Origin of the sequence: Streptomyces sp. NPDC007162 (genome assembly GCF_040634175.1) — a bacterium.
GTDB lineage: Bacteria > Actinomycetota > Actinomycetes > Streptomycetales > Streptomycetaceae > Streptomyces.
Genome location: NZ_JBEYFC010000164.1, coordinates 1 through 17,084, shown reverse-complemented (window position 1 = coordinate 17,084; position 17,084 = coordinate 1). Strand labels below are relative to the sequence as shown.

The 17,084-nt window shown below is 72.2% G+C and carries 18 protein-coding genes; 7 read left to right on the top strand and 11 right to left on the bottom strand.

Annotated elements, in window-relative coordinates; genetic code table 11:
- The 4 genes from ABZ646_RS20785 to ABZ646_RS20770 all read right to left on the bottom strand — a co-directional run.
- The coding region (locus ABZ646_RS20785; RefSeq protein WP_360520700.1) for a GtrA family protein at nucleotides 1-399 on the bottom strand (399 nt) is incomplete at its 3' end.
- Complete coding sequence (locus tag ABZ646_RS20780) at nucleotides 399-1,373, bottom strand: glycosyltransferase family 2 protein (protein WP_360520697.1); 975 nt, start codon at nucleotides 1,371-1,373, stop codon at nucleotides 399-401. The genes ABZ646_RS20785 and ABZ646_RS20780, both read right to left, overlap by 1 nt.
- A 24-nt stretch (nucleotides 1,374-1,397) precedes the next feature.
- Nucleotides 1,398-4,046 (bottom strand): YfhO family protein, encoded by a 2,649-nt coding sequence (locus ABZ646_RS20775; RefSeq protein WP_360520694.1) that lies wholly within the window; start codon nucleotides 4,044-4,046, stop codon nucleotides 1,398-1,400.
- Between the two features lie 195 nt (nucleotides 4,047-4,241).
- Nucleotides 4,242-5,153: an EamA family transporter gene (locus ABZ646_RS20770; protein WP_360520691.1), complete on the bottom strand. Its 912-nt coding sequence runs from the start codon at nucleotides 5,151-5,153 to the stop codon at nucleotides 4,242-4,244.
- Between the two features lie 81 nt (nucleotides 5,154-5,234).
- Between ABZ646_RS20770 and ABZ646_RS20765 the strand changes: the two genes are divergently transcribed.
- From ABZ646_RS20765 to ABZ646_RS20755, 3 genes are all read left to right on the top strand, one after another.
- Nucleotides 5,235-6,137, top strand: coding sequence for a LysR family transcriptional regulator (locus ABZ646_RS20765; protein ID WP_360520689.1), 903 nt, complete (start codon nucleotides 5,235-5,237; stop codon nucleotides 6,135-6,137).
- A gap of 85 nt (nucleotides 6,138-6,222) precedes the next feature.
- On the top strand, nucleotides 6,223-6,657 hold the full coding sequence (locus tag ABZ646_RS20760; protein WP_360520686.1) for a carboxymuconolactone decarboxylase family protein: 435 nt from the start codon (nucleotides 6,223-6,225) through the stop codon (nucleotides 6,655-6,657).
- 76 nt (nucleotides 6,658-6,733) lie between these two features.
- Complete coding sequence (locus tag ABZ646_RS20755; protein WP_360520683.1) at nucleotides 6,734-7,177, top strand: DUF6314 family protein; 444 nt, start codon at nucleotides 6,734-6,736, stop codon at nucleotides 7,175-7,177.
- A gap of 32 nt (nucleotides 7,178-7,209) precedes the next feature.
- Here ABZ646_RS20755 and ABZ646_RS20750 read toward each other — a convergent pair whose 3' ends face one another.
- The 3 genes from ABZ646_RS20750 to ABZ646_RS20740 form a co-directional block, all read right to left on the bottom strand.
- Complete coding sequence (locus tag ABZ646_RS20750; protein WP_360520680.1) at nucleotides 7,210-7,803, bottom strand: histidine phosphatase family protein; 594 nt, start codon at nucleotides 7,801-7,803, stop codon at nucleotides 7,210-7,212.
- A gap of 116 nt (nucleotides 7,804-7,919) precedes the next feature.
- Complete coding sequence (locus ABZ646_RS20745; protein WP_360520677.1) at nucleotides 7,920-8,366, bottom strand: GNAT family N-acetyltransferase; 447 nt, start codon at nucleotides 8,364-8,366, stop codon at nucleotides 7,920-7,922.
- Nucleotides 8,367-8,431: 65 nt separating this feature from the next.
- The gene (locus tag ABZ646_RS20740; protein ID WP_360520674.1) at nucleotides 8,432-9,877 is read right to left on the bottom strand and encodes a PLP-dependent aminotransferase family protein; all 1,446 of its coding nucleotides are present in this window, start codon (nucleotides 9,875-9,877) and stop codon (nucleotides 8,432-8,434) included.
- On the opposite strand from ABZ646_RS20740, the gene ABZ646_RS20735 reads away from it, so the two are divergent.
- Both ABZ646_RS20735 and ABZ646_RS20730 read left to right on the top strand, forming a co-directional pair.
- Nucleotides 9,876-10,817, top strand: a complete 942-nt coding sequence (locus ABZ646_RS20735; RefSeq protein ID WP_360520671.1) for a DMT family transporter — start codon at nucleotides 9,876-9,878, stop codon at nucleotides 10,815-10,817. The two genes, ABZ646_RS20740 and ABZ646_RS20735, sit on opposite strands and share 2 nt — an antisense overlap.
- A 13-nt stretch (nucleotides 10,818-10,830) precedes the next feature.
- On the top strand, nucleotides 10,831-11,031 hold the full coding sequence (locus ABZ646_RS20730) for a DUF1918 domain-containing protein (RefSeq protein ID WP_360520668.1): 201 nt from the start codon (nucleotides 10,831-10,833) through the stop codon (nucleotides 11,029-11,031).
- 29 nt (nucleotides 11,032-11,060) lie between these two features.
- On the opposite strand, the gene ABZ646_RS20725 is transcribed toward ABZ646_RS20730, so the two are convergent.
- Nucleotides 11,061-12,290 (bottom strand): family 10 glycosylhydrolase, encoded by a 1,230-nt coding sequence (locus tag ABZ646_RS20725; protein WP_360520665.1) that lies wholly within the window; start codon nucleotides 12,288-12,290, stop codon nucleotides 11,061-11,063.
- Between the two features lie 171 nt (nucleotides 12,291-12,461).
- On the opposite strand from ABZ646_RS20725, the gene ABZ646_RS20720 reads away from it, so the two are divergent.
- Nucleotides 12,462-13,322 carry a 3-hydroxybutyryl-CoA dehydrogenase gene (locus ABZ646_RS20720; RefSeq protein ID WP_360520662.1) on the top strand — a complete coding sequence of 287 codons (861 nt, stop codon included), beginning with the start codon at nucleotides 12,462-12,464 and terminating at the stop codon, nucleotides 13,320-13,322.
- A gap of 208 nt (nucleotides 13,323-13,530) precedes the next feature.
- Nucleotides 13,531-13,788 (top strand): hypothetical protein, encoded by a 258-nt coding sequence (locus ABZ646_RS20715; protein WP_132889181.1) that lies wholly within the window; start codon nucleotides 13,531-13,533, stop codon nucleotides 13,786-13,788.
- Between the two features lies 1 nt (nucleotide 13,789).
- Here ABZ646_RS20715 and ABZ646_RS20710 read toward each other — a convergent pair whose 3' ends face one another.
- The 3 genes from ABZ646_RS20710 to ABZ646_RS20700 all read right to left on the bottom strand — a co-directional run bounded on the left by ABZ646_RS20710 (nucleotide 13,790) and on the right by ABZ646_RS20700 (nucleotide 17,020).
- Nucleotides 13,790-14,329 (bottom strand): NUDIX hydrolase, encoded by a 540-nt coding sequence (locus ABZ646_RS20710; RefSeq protein WP_360520659.1) that lies wholly within the window; start codon nucleotides 14,327-14,329, stop codon nucleotides 13,790-13,792.
- 67 nt (nucleotides 14,330-14,396) lie between these two features.
- Entirely contained in the window at nucleotides 14,397-15,737 is a 1,341-nt protein-coding gene (locus tag ABZ646_RS20705) for a transcriptional regulator (RefSeq protein WP_360520656.1), read from the bottom strand.
- Between the two features lie 191 nt (nucleotides 15,738-15,928).
- Complete coding sequence (locus ABZ646_RS20700) at nucleotides 15,929-17,020, bottom strand: PP2C family protein-serine/threonine phosphatase (RefSeq protein WP_360520653.1); 1,092 nt, start codon at nucleotides 17,018-17,020, stop codon at nucleotides 15,929-15,931.
- Nucleotides 17,021-17,084 lie beyond the last annotated feature (64 nt).

Below are 17,084 nucleotides of genomic sequence, written 5' to 3'. Positions count from 1 at the left end.
GTCGCCGAGTTCGTTGGAGGCACGGCCCAGGGCGAGCCACACCTCCGCAGGCCTGCGGCTCCTGGCACAGTTGCGGAATCTGACCTCCCTCAGCCTGTACACCCCCACCGTGGTGATCACAAAATTCGTCGCGTTGGTCAGCGGGAAGAGCAGGAATTTCCGCCAGGTGGGACGGATCCGGTAAGTGAACCGGGCATTGAGAAAGAACGAGCCGATCATGCTGAGCACGAACGCGATAACGTGTGCGGCGAGGTACGGCAAATACCTGAGAAAAAGCAGGTAAAGGCCGTAGTAGGTCGCGGTGTTGACGACACCCACCGCCGCGAAGGTGATGATCTGCCCCGATATCGGGCGAGGGGGTCTGGTGGTCGTCGGGGCGGTCGACAGGGCGTTCGGCATCAGGGGATGAGGTCCTTCGTCGTGCCGCGGCTGCGGTCTTCCGTTCGGTCCACGTTCGTCGCCTTCACCAGGAAGTGCGGGCGCCCCTTGACCTCGTAGTAGATCCGGCCGGTGTACTCCCCGATGACCCCGAGCATGATCATCTGGACGCCGGCCAGGGCGGTGACGGCTGTAATGATGGTGACATAGCCGGGCGTCTGGACGCCGTTGATCATCGCCGCCCCCACGATCCACGCCGTGTACACGCCGGCCAGGGCCAGCAGCGTCATGCCGAGGTAGAGCGCGGCGCGCAGCGGGCGGTTGTTGAAGGAGAGCAGCCCGTCGAGGCCGTAGTTGAGCAGGCTGCGGAACGACCAGGAGCTGCTGCCGTGCTCGCGCACCGCGTTCTCGTACTCGAAGGTGGTGCTGGGGAAGCCGACCCAGGCGAACAGTCCCTTGGAGAACCGGTTGTACTCGGTGAGGCTCACGATCGCGTCCACCACCCGGCGCGACATCAGCCGGAAGTCGCCCACGCCGTCGACGAGTTCGACGTCGACCAGCCGGTTGATGAGCCGGTAGTAGAGGCGGGCGGTGAGGGTGCGGGTGAAGCGGTCGCCCTGCCGGGTCCGCCTGGCGATGACCTGGTCGTAGCCCTCGCCGCGCAGTTCGACCATCCGCTTGATGAGCTCCGGGGGGTGCTGGAGGTCGGCGTCCATCACGATCACGGCGTCGCCGGTGGCGTGCTTCAGGCCGGCGAGCAGGGCCGACTCCTTGCCGAAGTTGCGGCTGAAGGAGACGTACCGGACACGTGAGTCGCCGTCGGCGATCCGGCTCAGCAGGGCCAGCGTGCGGTCGCGGCTGCCGTCGTCGACGTACACGAACTCCATGTCGTGGCCGAGCGGCAGGAGTTCGTTGGCGATCCGCTGGATCTGCTCGTGGAAGCGCTCGATGACGTCTTCCTCGTTGTAGCAGGGCGCCACGATCGATATCAGCATGGGTTCTTCTCCCCTGGGGACGGGTCAGTGAGCGGTGGCCGTGCGCTCGCCGGGGCGGGCGGCGGCCCTGCGGCGGACGGCGGGGACGGTGCCGATCAGGAGCAGGACCAGCAGCGAGGCGCCGCCGACGGCGGTGCCAAGGCGCAGGCCGGGAGGGTGGAAGGTGCAGGTGAGGCTGGTGGCGGAGCCGTTCAGAGGGACGGCTATCAGGCCGTAGAACTCGCCCGCGGGGGTCTCGGCGCCGCCGGCGGAGCAGCGCCAGCCGGCGATGCGCGGGGCGGCCACCACCGCGGTCCCCCTGCTGCCGCCCGGCAGTTGGGCGTGCACGGTGCCGCCGGAGACGGACACCTTCGTCGCGCCGGTGGACTTCAGGTGCCGGACCGCGGCGCGCAGCCGCGCGGTGTCGAGACAGCCGACCGCCCCCCGCGCCGGAACCCGGCCGAGTTGGTCGGGTTGATCGGGTTGATCGGGTTGGTCGGGTTGCAGCTCGATCCGGACCCGCCCGGTGGCGGGAACCGTGCCGAGCGGCTGCATCGCGGCGATCTTCGTGTTCTCGGCGTCGGACCGGTAGAGCTTCTGCCCGCCGCCACCGGGCAGTCGGGCGGTGCCGGAGTAGTGCGGCGCCCACAGGAAGACCTCACTCCCGGGCCGGCAGCGCGCGGTGAACGTCTGTGCCCCGTCCACCAGCAGCCCCCGCTCCTCGTCGCCCTGCCGGCCACCGCTGAGGGTGGTGCGGGGCAGGGTGTAGACACGGGCGCCGAGCAGCAGTTCCTGGTTGCGGTACGGCGAGGGGCCGAAGGCGGCGGGGGTGGTCCGGGCCGCGGCCGGCCGCACGGTCACCAGCGGCGGGGCGTCCTGGCGGGTGACGGTCGACGGACCGCCGCCCTGGGGCAGCCACTTCTGGTGCGGGTCCGGCGGGTTGTGCACCCGGGCGCCCACCGAGAACACCGCGTCGGTGACCGGGTTGTCGAGGCTCTGCAGGCTGCGTCCGCGCGAGGTCCAGCCGCCGCCGAGCGCGGTGAGGGTGCGGCTGAGGACGTCGGAGGTGAGGCTGCTGTAGTACTGGGCGCCCTGGCCGCCGACCACCATCGGGTCGTTGCCGACCGTCTGCTCCCGGCCGGGTTCCGTGCGGTACCTCGGCCAGGCGTCGGCCCGGTCGACGGCGTCCGCCTGCTGCTGCTGGCGGTCGCCCCAGGGGGCGTAGTCGTCCATCTCGTTGAGGCGCCTGTGCGTGGCCACGGCGGAGGTGGCGGCGGCCTCGCCGAACTGCGCGCCGATCAGCAGCAGCGCGGCGAGTCCGACCAGCGCGGGCCGGCCGTTGCCGAGGGCGAGGAGGGCCAGGCCGCCCAGGGCGCCCGCGGCGGCGAGCGCCACGATCGGCCAGGTGAAGTGGGAGTGCCGCTGGACCAGCGGGCTGCGGCCGGCCACGGCGGCGATCAGCACCAGCAGCACGGCCGCCGCGCCCAGTGCGCGCCGGTCGGGCGTCCCGTAGGCGAGTGCGTGCCAGGCGGCGATGACCAGCAGGGCGCAGACCACGAACGCCTGGCGGTAGGAGCTGCCGTTCGGGACGGCGAAGGCGTGCCAGGCCAGGCTGGTCGGCGCCCATTGCAGGGAGAGGGCGACCGCGAGCACGAGACCGGTCCAGCCCGCCCGCACCTTGACCGGGACCGTCCGATGGAACGGCAGGGCCAGGGTGAGGACGAGCGCGGTGAGGCCGACGTAGAGGGCCGGGGAGCTGTAGCTGTACGTGGTCGGCAGCAGCCGGGCGAGCAGGTCCTCGGTGCCGACCGGGGCGAACTGGCCCTCGCGGCCCGGGTAGGCGTGCTTGGTGCCGTAGTAGACGACGACCACCAGCGGCGCGGCCAGCCCGATGCCGAGCCCGACGGTCACCGCGGCCCGGCCCACCACGGCCAGGGCGCGCCGCCAGGGCAGTTCGGCCAGCACCAGCCGGAGCAGCAGCACCAGGGCGGCGCCGAGGGTGGCCATGTAGGCGGTGTAGAAGTTGGCGATCCAGGCCAGCGCCACGATCACCACGCCGAGCAGCGGGCGCCGGCCGGCCATGGTCCACTCGCCGACCAGGCAGAGCAGCGGCAGCGCGATCAGGCCGTCGAGCCACATCGGGTTGTACGAGGCGAGCGCGAGGCTCCAGCCGCACAGGGCGTAGGAGGCGCCCAGCAGGCCTGCCGCCCACCAGCGGCCCCGGCGCAGGCTGAGCAGCAGCCAGGCCATGGCGGCGCCCGCCGTCGCCGTCTTCAGTACGGTGATCGCGTATACCGCGAGGTCGATCTCGTCGCGCGGGAACACCGCGACCAGCAGGGCGAACGGGCTGCTGAGATAGGTGCCGACATCCGGCAGGAAGCTGGAGCCGTACCCGGACTGCCAGTTGACGAGGAGTCCGCCGTCGGCCCTGCCGTGCAGCAGGTCCCACAGGTGGGCGTGGAAGGGCACGTACTGGTTGCCGAGGTCGTTGACGCTGCGGGTGCGGGGGCCGAAGGGGTAGCTGCGGGCAGCGACGTCGGCGGCACAGAACGCGACGGTGGTGAGGAGGGCCGCGAGCAGGGCCGCGGACGCTCTCGGACGGTCGGCGAACCGCCCCGCGGGACCGGTCTCCCGCTTTATGTCCCCTGCCGGTTTCACCCCCTGTTCGCGCCCGGCCAGGGTAGTGCGATTCATTCTGTGCGGCCCCCAGAGAAATAACGGGGGTGTTACTCCCCGCTGGTCTTTGTTTCGCCGACTTAGACGGGTAGAGGTTCGTGATGGTTGTGTCTCGCATGCGAACTAACAACTCCAATTCCGAATCAACGTACGAAGGGGAAAGAATTCACGACCTCGAAGGAAACAAAAGTTTTCAGGGAAATGTTTTTCAGGTTAACGCGCTCGCGAGAGGTCACCGGCGGCACTCGCGGGGGCCGCTTGCGCAGACGCGGCCCGATGGGCGCTTTCAACCGATCGACCCCAGTATGTCCCTGTCACGATCAGTGCGGCTCCCAGCGCGGAGAGCACGGTGAGGTGTTCGCCGCCGAGCCCGATGCCGACCAGCAGGGCCCACACCGGCTCGGTGCCGAGGAGCAGCCCGGCCCGGGTCGCGGAGATGCGCTGGATCGCCCAGGTCTGGGCGAGGAACGCGAACAGGCCGCACCCCAGGGCCAGGTACAGGAGCTGCGCCCAGGTGACGGCGCCGGTCCCGGCGAGCACCGGCAGCCCGGAAGCCGCCGGCCCGAGGAAGAGGACCGCGCCGACCACGCTCTGCACGGCAGTCAGCGGCAGCGGGCGCAGAGCGCGGCCCGCGGTCACCCGTCCGACCAGCACCACGTGCCCCGCCCGGGCCACCGCCGCCGCCAGCATCAGCAGGTCACCGGTGCCGGGGGCGTGCAGCCCGCTGCCGCACACGAGCAGCCCGACCCCGGCGACGCAGACAGCAGCGGCGAGGAAGAACCTCCCCGGCAGCCGCGCGCGGTCCAGGACCGGGGTGAGCACCAGGGTGAGGCTGATGATCAGGCCCGCGTTCCCGGCGCTGGTGTGGGCGACGCCGTAGGTCTCCAGGACGAGGACGGCGGACTGGGTGAGCCCGAGCAGACCGCCGTAGCGCCTCTCGGCACGGCTGGGGGAACCGGGGCCGCACAGCACGGGGAGGCAGGCGAGCGCGGCGACGGCGTGGCGCAGGAGGAGGACGGTCAGCACGGGGAGGGCGTCCGTGGCCGTCTTCGCCGTCAGATAGCTGGAGCCCCAGACGACGGCGACGGCCAGCAGCACCCCATCGGTACGGCGGGTGGTCGGCATGCCCTTCACGATCCCGGACCTGCATGTTGAAGTAAACGCCAACCTGGTGAACCAATTCTTTAGCAGAGCTACACTCTGGTGGTGGACGAGCGGCAGTTGCGGGTCCTGCGGGAGCTGGGCGAGCTGGGCAGCGTCACGGCGGTCGCCGAGGCGCTGCGGGTCACGCCCTCGGCGATCTCGCAGCAGCTGCGCCTGTTGCAGCGCTCGATCCCGGTGCCGCTCACCGAGCGCGCGGGGCGCAGGCTGGTCCTCACGGCGGCCGGGCAGGCGCTGGCCGACGCGGCGATCGGTGTGGAGACGGCACTGGCCCGGGCCCGCCACACCATCGAGGAGTACGTCGAGGAGCCCGACGGCACGGTGTCCCTGGCCGCCTTCCACAGCGGGGCGGCCGCCTTCTACCCGCTGTTGCTGCGACGGCTGCGGGCCCCGGGCTCCCCCCGCCTCGCCCTGCACGACGAGGACGTGGCGCAGGCCGGCTTCCCGCCCCTGACCCGCGTCCACGACCTGGTCCTCGCCCACCGTCTCGAGCACGCCCCGCCCTGGCCGCGCACCGCGACGGTCACCCCGCTGCTGCGCGAACCCCTCGACATCGCCCTGCCCCTCGGCCACCCCCTGGCGGCCCGGTCCGTCCTGACCGCCGAGGACGTCGCCGACGAGCCCTGGATCAGCGTGCACGACGGTTTCCCGCTCCTGGCGACCGTCGACGCCATCTCCGCCGCGGCCGGCCGCCGGGTCGAGATCGTCCACCGGGTGAACGAGATCGCGGTGGTCGCGGAGGTGGTCGCCGCGGGCGGCGGGATCGCCCTGATGCCCCGCTGGACGTCCCGCCCGCACCCGGGTGTCGTCCTCAGAGCACTCGGCGGTATCGGGGTCCACCGCCACATCGACGTCCTCCACCGCCCCGAACGCGCGGCGCGCCGGGCGGTGCGGACCGTTCTCGGCGAACTCCTCGCCGCCGCGGACACCGTCCGGGGCGCGGGGTGAGGCGCGGCGGCGGCTTGACCTGGAGCGTGCTCCAACTCCTAGCGTTCTCGTCGTGACCGTCGCCGAGGAGAACGGAAGAACCGGCATGAGTGAGAGCACGACCCGTGAAGAGCGTTTCGCCCAGGGCCTGGAGGTCATGGGCCAGGTCGCCGGCGGCGCCGCACCACAGGTTCTCGACGCCCTGGCCGACACCAGTCCCGAGCTGGGCCACCAGGTGGTCGCCTGGGGTTTCGGGGAGATCTACTCCCGCCCCCAGTTGCCGCCCCGCGACCGGCAGTTGGTGACCCTGGGCATCCTCACCGCGCTGGGCGGCTGCGAGCCCCAGCTGGAGGTGCACATCAACTTCTCCCTCAACGCGGGCCTCACCCCCGAGGAGATCGTGGAGGCACTGCTGCACTCCGCCGGGTACTGCGGATTCCCGCGGGCGTTGAACGCCACCCTGGTCGCGAAGAAGGTGTTCGCCGAGCGCGGGCTGCTCCCGGTCGGAGAGCGGCCCGCACCCGGTCCCGACGTCGCCTAGGGTCGAGGGGGATGCGCACACGGCGAGGCGCGGCGGGCGGTGTGGGGCGCTCGCCGGGTGCGAGGAGGTGAGGGACGTGGACGGGTTCTGGCCGGTGCCGGACGCGCTGGCCCATCTGGCCGGGCGGTGGCGGGTCGAGCGGACCGTGCGGGACCTGGCGGGCGGGGACGAGGGGCGGTTCGAGGGGACCACCGTGTTCCGGCCGCTGGACGGGGGCGGGTTGCTGCACGAGGAGTCGGGGACGTTCACCTGGCGGGGGGTCGCGCGGCCCGCCGAGCGGACGCTGCGGTTCCTGCCGGGCGCGCGGCCGGGGACGGTGGACGTGCGGTTCGCCGACGGGCGGCCCTTCCACGATCTGGACCTGGCGTCGGGGCGGTACGTCGCCGACCACCCCTGCGCGGCCGACCACTACCGGGGCGAGTTCACGGTCCGGGACGCCGACCGCTGGCGGACGGTGTGGCGGGTGGGCGGTCCGGCGAAGGACCTGGTCCTGACGACCGACTACACGCGCGCGGGGTGACCTGGGTCCGTGCACGCGGGTGCCGGGGGTGGCTACGTGCGCGAGGGCTGCGGCGGCACGGCGTCGAAGCGGAGGTTCCAGCGGCCGGCCAGACCCGTGACCGTGGTCGTCGACAGCGGGCGGACGTCGATGTTCCAGTAGGTCGAGGGCGGCGCCTTGAGGGCGTAGACGACGGCGGCGCGGATCACCGAGGGTTCGGCGACGGCGACGATCCGGCCACCGTCGCCCACCGGGCGGGTGTCCAGCCAGCCGCCGACCCTGGAGATGAACCCCAGCAGCGACTCGCCGCCGTGCGGGACGGCACGCGGGTCGGCGAGCCAGGCGTCCACCAGGTCCGGCTCGCGTGCCATCGCCTCGCCCAGCGTCAGCCCGCGCCAGCGGCCCATGTCGCAGTCGCGCAGGGCGAGCTGGACCAGCGGGGCGTAGCCGAGGCCCTCGCCGGTCGCCCGGCTGCGCGGGGTCGGTGAGCAGTAGCGCAGCTCGGCCGCCGCCAGCGGCAGCAGCTCGCCGACGACGCGCTGCACCTCCTGCCAGCCCGCCTGGTCCAGCGGGCGGTCGTCCTCGAAACGCTCGGCGAGCAGCGGTGAGCTGCGCGCGGCCGCGACGAACGTGACCCGTAGTGACATGCGGCGATGGTGGGACGCCCATGTGTGCAGGTCAAGAGCGTTCGGTCGGTTAGTTGCCGGAGGTGGAGGAAATGTTACCCAGTGGTCAGGAGGTGTCCGACAAGTCGGCCCTAATGTCACTCCGGTACCGGGTAGTAGAGCGCCATCCACTGGTCCGGGTGTTCGAGCGGGGCGAATCCGAGCTGCGCGTAGACGCCGTGGGCGTCGTGGGTGGCCAGCAGCACCCGGCGCACCCCGGACGGCCGCAGGTGTTCGCGGATCGCCCCGACCATCGCCGTGCCGACGCCCTTGCCGCGCACCGCCGGGTCGACGTACACGTCGGCCAGCCAGGCGAACAGCGCGTGGTCGGTCACCACGCGCGCGTACGCCACCTGCTCGCCGGTGGCGGTGTCGTACACCCCGAAGTTGAGGGACCCCGCCATCGCCCGGCGCTGCTGTTCCAGCGGGCGTCCGGTCGCCCAGTACGCGTCCTTGGACAGCCAGCGGTGGACGCGGTCGACGTCCACCCGGTCGGTGTCGGCGGAGAACTCGTAGCCCTCGGGGAGGCGGGGTGCATCACTCATGCGGGGATCCTCGCCGCTGGGGCGCGGCGGCGTCGATCGGATTTCCGGGTCCGGTCGGGGTCTGGTCAGGGTCTGGGGCGCAGCACCTCGTCGCAGGCGGCGCGCAGCCGTCGTACCCCTTCGGTGAGCTCGCCCGCCCCGGCGACCGCCGCGAAGCTCAGCCGGACGTGGGCGGCGGGGGGTTCGGCGCTGAAGTAGGGGCGGCCGGGGGTGATGGCGACGCCCGCGCGGAGGGCGGCGCCGGTCAGGGCCGTGTCGTCGACGCCCTCGGGCAGCCGCAGCCAGAGGTGGTAGCCGCCGGACGGGATGTGCGGGAGGGCGAGTTCGGGAAGGTGCTGGGCGACGGCGCCGGTGAGCGTGGACCGGCGGGTCTTCAGCTCGGCCGACAGGGCGCGCAGATGGCGGGGCCAGGCCGGGGAGCCGACGAGTTCGAGGGCGGCCTCCTGGAGCGGGCGGGGCACGAAGAAGGTGTCGACGATCTGGATGGCGCGCAGGCGTTCGAGGACCGGGCCGCGGGCGGCCAGGGCGGCCACCCGGAAGCTGGGGGACGTCGCCTTCGTCAGCGAGCCCACGTGGACGACCACGCCGTCCGGGTCGTCGGCCACGAGCGGGCGGGGCAGCGGGCCCGCGTCCGCGTGCACGAGCCGTCGGACGAAGTCGTCCTCGACGACGAACGCGCCGGCCTCGCGGGCGATGCGCAGCACCTCGGCGCGGCGGTCGGGGGCGAGGACGGCGCCGGTCGGGTTCTGGAAGAGGGGCTGGCAGACGAAGACCCGGGCGCCGGTGGCGCGGAAGGCGTCGGTGAGCAGTTCCGGCTTCACGCCGTCGGGGTCGACCGGGACGGGGACCGGGCGCAGGCCGGTGGCGCGGGCGAGGGCGAGCATGCCGGGGTAGGTGGGCGACTCGACGAGGACGGGGGCGCCGGGCGGGGCGAGTGCGCGCAGGGCGGTGGCGAGCGCGGACTGGCCGCCGGCCGCGATCAGCACCTCGGCGGCGGTGACGGCGCCGCCGAGGTCGCGGGCGAACCACTCGCGCAGCTCGGGCAGTCCGTCGAGCGGCGGCCGGCCCCAGGCGCCGGGGCGGCGGCCGGCCCTGGCGAGGGCCGCCGCCATGGCGCGTTCCGGCTCCAGGGAAGCGTGCAGGTAGCCGCCGCTGAGTTCCAGGACGCCGGGCGGCGGGGCGGCCAGGCAGACGGTGACCCCGGAGGCGTCGACCGTGCGCGGGACCACGTCGAGGGCACCCTCGGCACTGAGCGCGACCTCCTGCCAGGAGGTGTCTCCGGTGGGCTCGGCCGCGACGCGCGGCCGGGCCTTGAAGGCGCCGGCGCCGGGCCGGGTGACGACCAGGCCTTCCGCGACCAGCTGGGCCAGCGCCCGCGAGACGGTCACCGGGCTCACCCTGAACCGCTCGACGAGCACCCGGCTCGACGGGAGCTTTCCACCCGGTGAGTAGCGGTCCAGATCCCGCCGCAGCTGTTCCGCCAGCTCAACCACACTGCTACGCTCTTGCATGAGAGTACAGAGTAGCGCTACCGAACCGGATTCGATAGCGGTCAGCGGTTCACCGCCAGGTCCCGGGACCGCCGTGCCCGCCTCCCACCGGCTGGGCACCGTGCAGGCCGCCCTCGGTGTCGTCGCCTTCTCCCTCACCTTCCCCGCCACCGCCTGGGGCCTGGAGGGCTTCGGCCCCTGGGCCCTGGTCGCCGTGCGCAGCGTGCTCGCGGCGGCCATGGCGGGCGCCTGCCTGCTGTTCCTGCGGGTACGACTCCCCGAGCGCCGGCACTGGGCGGGGCTGGCCGTGGTCGCGGCCGGCGTCGTGCTGGGCTTCCCGATGCTGACCACGCTCGCCCTCCAGACCTCCACCACCTCGCACGCGGCGGTCGTGGTGGGCCTGCTCCCGCTGACCACCGCCCTCTTCTCGGCCCTGCGGACGGGCGTGCGCCCCTCCCGCACCTTCTGGGCCGCGGCACTGGCGGGCGCGGCGGCCGTGCTGGCGTTCACGGCCGCCCAGAGCGGCGGGGCACTCACGACCGCCGACGGTTACCTCTTCGGGGCGCTGGTGGTGTGCGCGGCCGGCTACACCGAGGGCGGCCGGCTGGCCCGGGTCATGCCGGGCTGGCAGGTCATCGGCTGGGCGCTGGTGCTCTGCCTGCCGCTGACCGTGCCGGCCGCGGTGGTCGCGCTATCGTACGAGCCGGTCGTCTGGAACGCGCACGGGGTCGCCGGCGTGCTGTGGGTGGCGGCGGGTTCGCAGTTCCTCGGTCTGATGGTCTGGTACCGGGGCATGGCGACCATCGGGATCCCGAAGGCCAGCCAGTTGCAGTTGGCCCAGCCCCTGCTCACACTGGTGTGGTCGGTGCTGCTGCTGGGCGAGCACCTCACCGTGGCCGCGCCACTCACGGCCGCCGCAGTGCTCGTGTGCATCGCCGTCACCCAACGATCGCGATCGTGAGGAGGCCCTGGAGATGCGTGCATCCGAGGGCGACCAGCTTGTCCAGCACGGCAGGGTGGTCGGACAGCACGACCAGGTCTCGACCGTCGTCAAGGTGCTGGGCCCCGAGGGCAACCCGCCCTACCGGGTCCGCTTCGAGGACGGCCACGAGGCCATCATGTCCCCCGGCCCCGACTGCCAGGTCAGGCACCAGGAGACCCGTCAACAGTCCTAGACCGGTGTGGCCCCTGCGGGGTCCGGCGGTCAGCCCGGTGGGTTCGCCGGCTGCTGGTAGTGGTCGGCGACCACCCGGGACAGGGCTCCGATCCGGTCCGCGGCCACGTCCTTGGCCGCGAAGTACACGTGCCCGCCGACCTGCGGGTACCGGTCGGCCAGGGTGAGGTGCCGGGACAGCTCGGCCGGGTCCTGCCAGGCCGGGGCCGCGCCGGCGGCTCCCGTCTGGTAGAGCGCCTCACCGATGTACAGCCGGGTCCCGGATCCCTTGGCCACACCCGCCCACCAGTCGACGACCTCGGCGTAGTCGGCGGCGGAGTTCCCGATCTGCCAGTACGCCTGCGGGACGACGTAGTCGATCCAGTTCTTCCGCACCCATGTCCGGGTGTCCGCGTACAGGTCGTCGTACGTCTCGACGCCCGCCCTGGTGTCCGAGCCGCGGGAGTCGGTGGCGGCGTTGCGCCACACCGCGAAGGGGCTGATCCCGAACTGTGTGCCGGGCCGCAGCTTCCTGATCCCGGCGGCGGTCTCGGTCACCAGCTTGTCGATGTTGTCCCGTCGCCAGGCCGCCCGGGAGGAGAAGTCGCCGCCATGGGCGTCGTACGCCTCGTCGTCGTCGAAGGTCTGACCGGCCACCGGGTACGGGTAGAAGTAGTCGTCGAAGTGGACGGCGTCCACCGGGTACTTGGCGACCGCGTCCAGGATCGCCTGCTCCACGAAGGCGCGGACGGCCGGGAGCCCCGGGTTGTAGTAGAGCTTGCCGCCGTAGGGCACCACCCAGTCCGGGTGCCTGCGCGCCGGGTGCGAGGAGACCAGCTTGCCCGGGTCGGTGTGGTTGGCGATCCGGTACGGGTTGAACCAGGCGTGCAGTTGCAGGCCCCGGGCATGGGCCTCCTCGACGGCGACGCCCAGCGGGTCCCAGCCGGGGTTCCTGCCCTGGGTGCCGGTGAGGTACTGCGACCAGGGCTCGTACGGCGAGGGCCAGAAGGCGTCCGCGGTGGGCCGTACCTGGAACATCACGGTGTTGAGCCGGTGCCGGACCGCCTGGTCGAGGAGGGCGGTCAGTTCCCGGCGCTGGTCCCCGGCGGTGAGGCCGGCGCGGGACGGCCAGTCGCGGTTGGAGACGGTCGCCAGCCACATGCCGCGCATCTCGGCGGCCGCCCGGCGCGGGTGTCCCCCGGCGGCCGCCGCGCCCGGTGCCCCCGTCGTGAGCGTGGCCAGCGCCGCCACCGCGAACGCCCTGCGAGACACTCGTGCCATCGTGAGACCTTTCCACACTCCGGATCCGCGTGGTCACGGATCGCCTCCGCGCCACAGGATGCCCCCACCCGGACGATCGATCATCGATACTTACGGGTAACGTGCACGAACGGAGCAGGCACCGGATCCGGGGGTCCTGCCGGCCGCCCGTAGATCAGCGAAAGGGACGATGTGACCGACATCGAGAAGGTCGGAGTCGTGGGCTGCGGCCAGATGGGAGCGGGCATCGCCGAGGTGTGCGCCCGCGCGGGTCTGGACGTGCGGGTCGCCGAGACCACCGGCGAGGCCCTGGAGATCGGCCGTACCCGGCTGTACAACTCCCTGGCCAAGGCCGCCGAGCGCGGCAAGATCAGCGAGGAGGAGCGGGACGCCACCCTGGCCCGGCTGAGCTTCACCACGGACCTCGGCGAGTTCGCCGACCGTGACCTGGTGATCGAGGCCGTCGTGGAGAACGAGCAGGTGAAGACGGAGATCTTCCAGGTGCTCGACCAGGTGGTGACCCGCCCGGACGCGATCCTCGCCTCCAACACCTCCTCGATCCCGCTGGTGAAGCTGGCGGTCGCGACCTCCCGCCCCGACCACGTGATCGGCATCCACTTCTTCAACCCGGCGCCGGTGCAGAAGCTGGTCGAGCTGATCCCCGCCCTCACCACCTCCGAGGGCACCCTCAGCCGCGCCCAGATGTTCGCCGAGAAGGTGCTCGGCAAGCACGCCATCCGCGCCCAGGACCGCTCCGGCTTCGTGGTCAACGCGCTGCTGGTGCCGTACCTGCTCTCCGCCATCCGGATGTTCGAGTCCGGCATCGCGGGCCGCGAGGACATCGACAACGGCATGGAGATGGGCTGCGCCCACCCGATGGGTCCGCTGCGGCTGTCCGACCTGATCGGCCTGGACACCATCGTCTCCATCGCGAACAGCATGTACGCCGAGTACAAGGAGCCGCTGTACGCCGCTCCCCCGCTGCTCCAGCGCATGGTCGAGGCGGGGCGGCTGGGCCGCAAGACCGGCTCGGGGTTCTACACGTACGGCTGAGCACGCCCCGTTGGTCACAGGGAGCGATGCTCCACGGGCCCGGCACCTCCTTCGGTGCCGGGCCCGCGTGTTTCACACACCGTGTGCACTCTGGGCACGCATATGCCCTTCGCACACTCTCCCCACGCGCTCACCAGGCGAGTTCACTCTTCATGCGCATGCAAAGGGATGCGGAACAACGACTCCGACTACGCAAGGGAGTGGACCCGTGACCACCGAACCAGAGCATCCCGTGGTCCAAGGAGAACTCGCAGAGTTACGTCGTCGCCTCGATGTGGCCTACGCACAGGTCGAGGGAGGGCTGAACCTGCTCAGCCACCGCACCAAGGAGACGGCCAAGGAACTGGACGAGCTGAACACCCGCCTGTCCTCGCTGGAGCACGCCCGCTGGCCGCTGCCCTCACTCGCCGCGCTCACCGCACTGGGCGCCCTGGTCGTCACGGTCTGGCAGGCGCTGGCCCGTTAGCCTACCGGTCGTCGGCGAGCCTCATGTGATGCAGCAGGAGTAACGCGGCCGCCATGTTGGCGGCCGGGACCTCCCCGCGGGCGATCAGGTCCGGGACGAGCTTGAGGGAGACCCACTCCCGGCGGTCCGACTCGAAGTCGTCCACGGGGTGCCCGACGTACTCGCCCTCCTCGGACCAGTAGATGTGGTGCCGGGCGTCGGTGAGGCCGTTGGACGGCTCCACGGTCATGAGATGGTGCAGGGTCCCCGGCCGCCAGCCGGTCTCCTCCTCCAGTTCCCTGGCGGCCGCGACGGCGATGTCCTCGCCGTCCTCCACGACTCCCGCCGCGAGTTCCCAGCCCCAGCTGTCGGTGATGAAACGGTGGCGCCACAGGAGCAGGACCTCGCCCGCCTCGTTGACCACCGTCGCCACGGCCACGGGCCGCAGCCGTATCAGGAAGTGGTCGAGGTGCCGGCCGTCCGGCAGCTCGACATCTGCGAGATTGACGCTGAACCAGCGGTTTTCATACACAGTTTGTTCGTTCTGTTTCGCCCACTGCATGGTTCTGCCACCTTCCGCCGAGTAAGTGGCAATATCGCAGCAGGGGCTTCTCAGGCCTACAGCACGCCTAGAACGGTACGCGCAGTGCGCCGTCGATGAGTTCCGCGGCCTCGGCGGTTCCGGTGCCGCCGCTGCGCACCAGGTGCTCGCGTACCGCGCGCAGTCTGTCGCGCAGCCGCTGGGACTCCATCCCGCGGGCCTGCTCGGCCATCTGCACGGCCGTGGCCACCGCGTTGTCGGCGTTTCCCTGGCGCAGTTCGATGGTGCTCAGCATGGCGAGCCGGTGCACCCGCCCCCGGTCGTGGGCCGGGTTGTCGACGGCCGCCGCCGCGTGCTCCCGGGCGGCGGCGAGTTCGCCGAGGCTGAGCAGCGCCTCGGCCACCTGCACGTTGACCAGGCCCGGCTGGACATAGCCGGTCTCGTCGGGTTCATGGCCCCGCCGGATGCGATCGGCGGCCGTCTCGGCCCGCCGGATGCAGGACAGCGCGCTCGTACCGTCGCCGAGGTGGGCGTACGCCTTGGCCTGCATCGCGTAGAGGTCGGAGGCGAGGGCGGGGGTGATGTGCTTGCCCGCGGTGCGCAGCGCGGCCTCCGCGAAGGCGACGGCCTGCCGGAACTCCCGCATGAACAACGACTGGTTGACGAGCAGCGCGATGACGTACGCGCCGAGTCCCCGGTCCCCGCTGGCCTTGGCCAGCCGCAGGGCCTGGTGGAAGTAGCGCTGGGCGAGACCGTGGGCGTCGGAGTCGTACGCGCAGATGCCGGCGATGGCCACCAACCCTCCGGTCGCCCGGTGCAGTTGGCGTCCGGTGGCGTCCGTGTAGCTGCCGCGCAGCAGCGGGGCCGCCTCGGCGTTGAGGAAGCCGACGATCCGGGTGCGGGTCGCCATGCCGCCGGCCTTGCGGTACATCTGCTCGTAGTGGGCGCGGGCCGCGCGCAGCATCTCCAGGTCCGCGTGGGTCACCCGGTGCCGTCCGCCACGCGAGACGTCGACGTCCTCGGGCGGGTTCTCCCATTCCCACACCGGCATCACGGCGGGCGTGCCGGTGACCGCGGGGGCGCCGAGTATGTGCGGGCGCTGCTGCTCGTCGGAGCGCCACAGGGCGGTGGCCCGTTCGACGAAGCCGGAGAGCGAGGTGGCGTGCGGGACGCTGGGCTGGCCGGGGACGCCGAGGCCGATGTCGTCGAGGGTGACCGGGCGGTGCAGCCGCCCCGCGAGCACCTCGCAGATCAGGTCGGGCACCTGCCCCCTGGGCCGCTGCCCCTTCAGCCATCGGGCGACGGCGGTGTGTTCGTAGCGTAGCGAGAGTCCACGGGCCCGGCCCGCCTGGTTGACGTGGGCGGCGAGACCGGCGTGCGAGATCCCCGCCTCGTCCAGGATCGCGTCGAGCAGTGAGTTGGGCTGCATGGATGCCCCCCGGGTGGCCTGGTGCCGTCAGCGTAGTGCGAATGCGTTCACACGGGGTGTGAACCGAGTGCGCACATCCTCAGCGTGCGCGCACTGTTGCGGAGAGTGTCGGTCCGGTTGACTTGGGTGCCTCGCAAGAGGCCGGCCCGGCCACCGGCTCCCCCTCGCACATGCGGTGGCCTGGCCGACGACTAAAGAAGCGGCCGCTCGAGACAGTTCCTCGCCTGCGGGTGGGCGGGCGCGCGTCGATGCGTGCGTTCGTTGTGGAGTACCAGGAGGGCGATGTCGTCGGTCGGGCGGCCGTTCGTGTGGTGCAGCAAGGCCGTGAAGACCGTGCGGAGGACGGCCTGGGGGGAGACGGGGCGGTCACGAACCGCTTTCGCGAGTGCCTCCGGCAGGGAGAAGAAACGGCCCCTCGCGTCCCTCGCGTCCTCCGCGCCGTCCGTGTACAGGACCAGGGACTCGTCGGCCAGCAGATGACCGCAGGACGGCGCGGTCAGGTCCGCCGGGAGCGGGAAGGGGCCGAGCGGCGGGAACGGATCGGCCGACGACAGGGGCTCCACCCGCATGCCACTCAGCACGTACGGCCACGGGTGGCCGCAGTTGATCGCCCGTACCTCGCCGTCTCCCGCGATCTCCAGGAGCAGCAGGGTGACGAACTCCTCGGCGACCGGGCTTTCCGGGTCCTGGGCGCCGCTGGACGGGTGTTCCGTCCTGGCCCGTTCGCGCAGGTGCCGGGCGAGGGCGCGGTCCAGCCGGCCCAGGACCCGGCCCAGTTCAGGTTCGTCGTGGGCGGCCTCCCGGAAGCTGCCGAGGACCGCGGCGGCTGTGGCGATGGCGGCCAGTCCGTGCCCGCGGACGTCGCCCATCACGACCCGTACGCCGTGTTCGGTGGCGACGGCCTCGTAGAGATCGCCGCCGATGCTCGCGCCCCGGTCGGCGGAGAGCTGGGCGGCGGCCACGTGCAGTCCGGCGAGGCGGGGTGGCAGCGGCCGCAGCAGCACGCTCTGCGCGGCACCGGCGACCTTGCGGGCCTGCCTCAGCTCCCTGAGCAGGGTCCGGCGGACATGGAGTATCAGTCCGGTGCCGACCGCGAAGAACACCGCGCTGGTGACGATCCGTGCGCCGAGCGCGTTCTGCTCGGCCAGCGGGCACCCGAACCGGTAGCCGACCGCGGCGGCACCCCATGCCGTGGGCAACGCCAGGGCGAGGGCACGGCGCCTGGGCCGTGAGTGCGTCCGGGGCCGCCTGCTGCGGGGAACCCCAGCCTTGATGCGGATCATGCCGATGGCCCCCATATAGGCCCTGACAGACAGAATCGGACCGACCCCGAAAGGCCGGTCCGAT

Excerpts from the sequence above, each read along its gene's own strand:
- ABZ646_RS20780 (WP_360520697.1), bottom strand. The coding sequence starts at position 1,373 with ATGCTGATATCGATCGTGGCGCCCTGCTACAACGAGGAAGACGTCATC.
- ABZ646_RS20775 (WP_360520694.1), bottom strand. The coding sequence starts at position 4,046 with ATGAATCGCACTACCCTGGCCGGGCGCGAACAGGGGGTGAAACCGGCA.
- ABZ646_RS20770 (WP_360520691.1), bottom strand. The coding sequence starts at position 5,153 with ATGCCGACCACCCGCCGTACCGATGGGGTGCTGCTGGCCGTCGCCGTC.
- ABZ646_RS20760 (WP_360520686.1), top strand. The coding sequence starts at position 6,223 with ATGAGTGAGAGCACGACCCGTGAAGAGCGTTTCGCCCAGGGCCTGGAG.
- ABZ646_RS20750 (WP_360520680.1), bottom strand. The coding sequence starts at position 7,803 with ATGTCACTACGGGTCACGTTCGTCGCGGCCGCGCGCAGCTCACCGCTG.
- ABZ646_RS20745 (WP_360520677.1), bottom strand. The coding sequence starts at position 8,366 with ATGAGTGATGCACCCCGCCTCCCCGAGGGCTACGAGTTCTCCGCCGAC.
- ABZ646_RS20735 (WP_360520671.1), top strand. The coding sequence starts at position 9,876 with ATGAGAGTACAGAGTAGCGCTACCGAACCGGATTCGATAGCGGTCAGC.
- ABZ646_RS20740 (WP_360520674.1), bottom strand. The coding sequence starts at position 9,877 with ATGCAAGAGCGTAGCAGTGTGGTTGAGCTGGCGGAACAGCTGCGGCGG.
- ABZ646_RS20730 (WP_360520668.1), top strand. The coding sequence starts at position 10,831 with ATGCGTGCATCCGAGGGCGACCAGCTTGTCCAGCACGGCAGGGTGGTC.
- ABZ646_RS20725 (WP_360520665.1), bottom strand. The coding sequence starts at position 12,290 with ATGGCACGAGTGTCTCGCAGGGCGTTCGCGGTGGCGGCGCTGGCCACG.
- ABZ646_RS20710 (WP_360520659.1), bottom strand. The coding sequence starts at position 14,329 with ATGCAGTGGGCGAAACAGAACGAACAAACTGTGTATGAAAACCGCTGG.
- ABZ646_RS20705 (WP_360520656.1), bottom strand. The coding sequence starts at position 15,737 with ATGCAGCCCAACTCACTGCTCGACGCGATCCTGGACGAGGCGGGGATC.
- ABZ646_RS20700 (WP_360520653.1), bottom strand. The coding sequence starts at position 17,020 with ATGATCCGCATCAAGGCTGGGGTTCCCCGCAGCAGGCGGCCCCGGACG.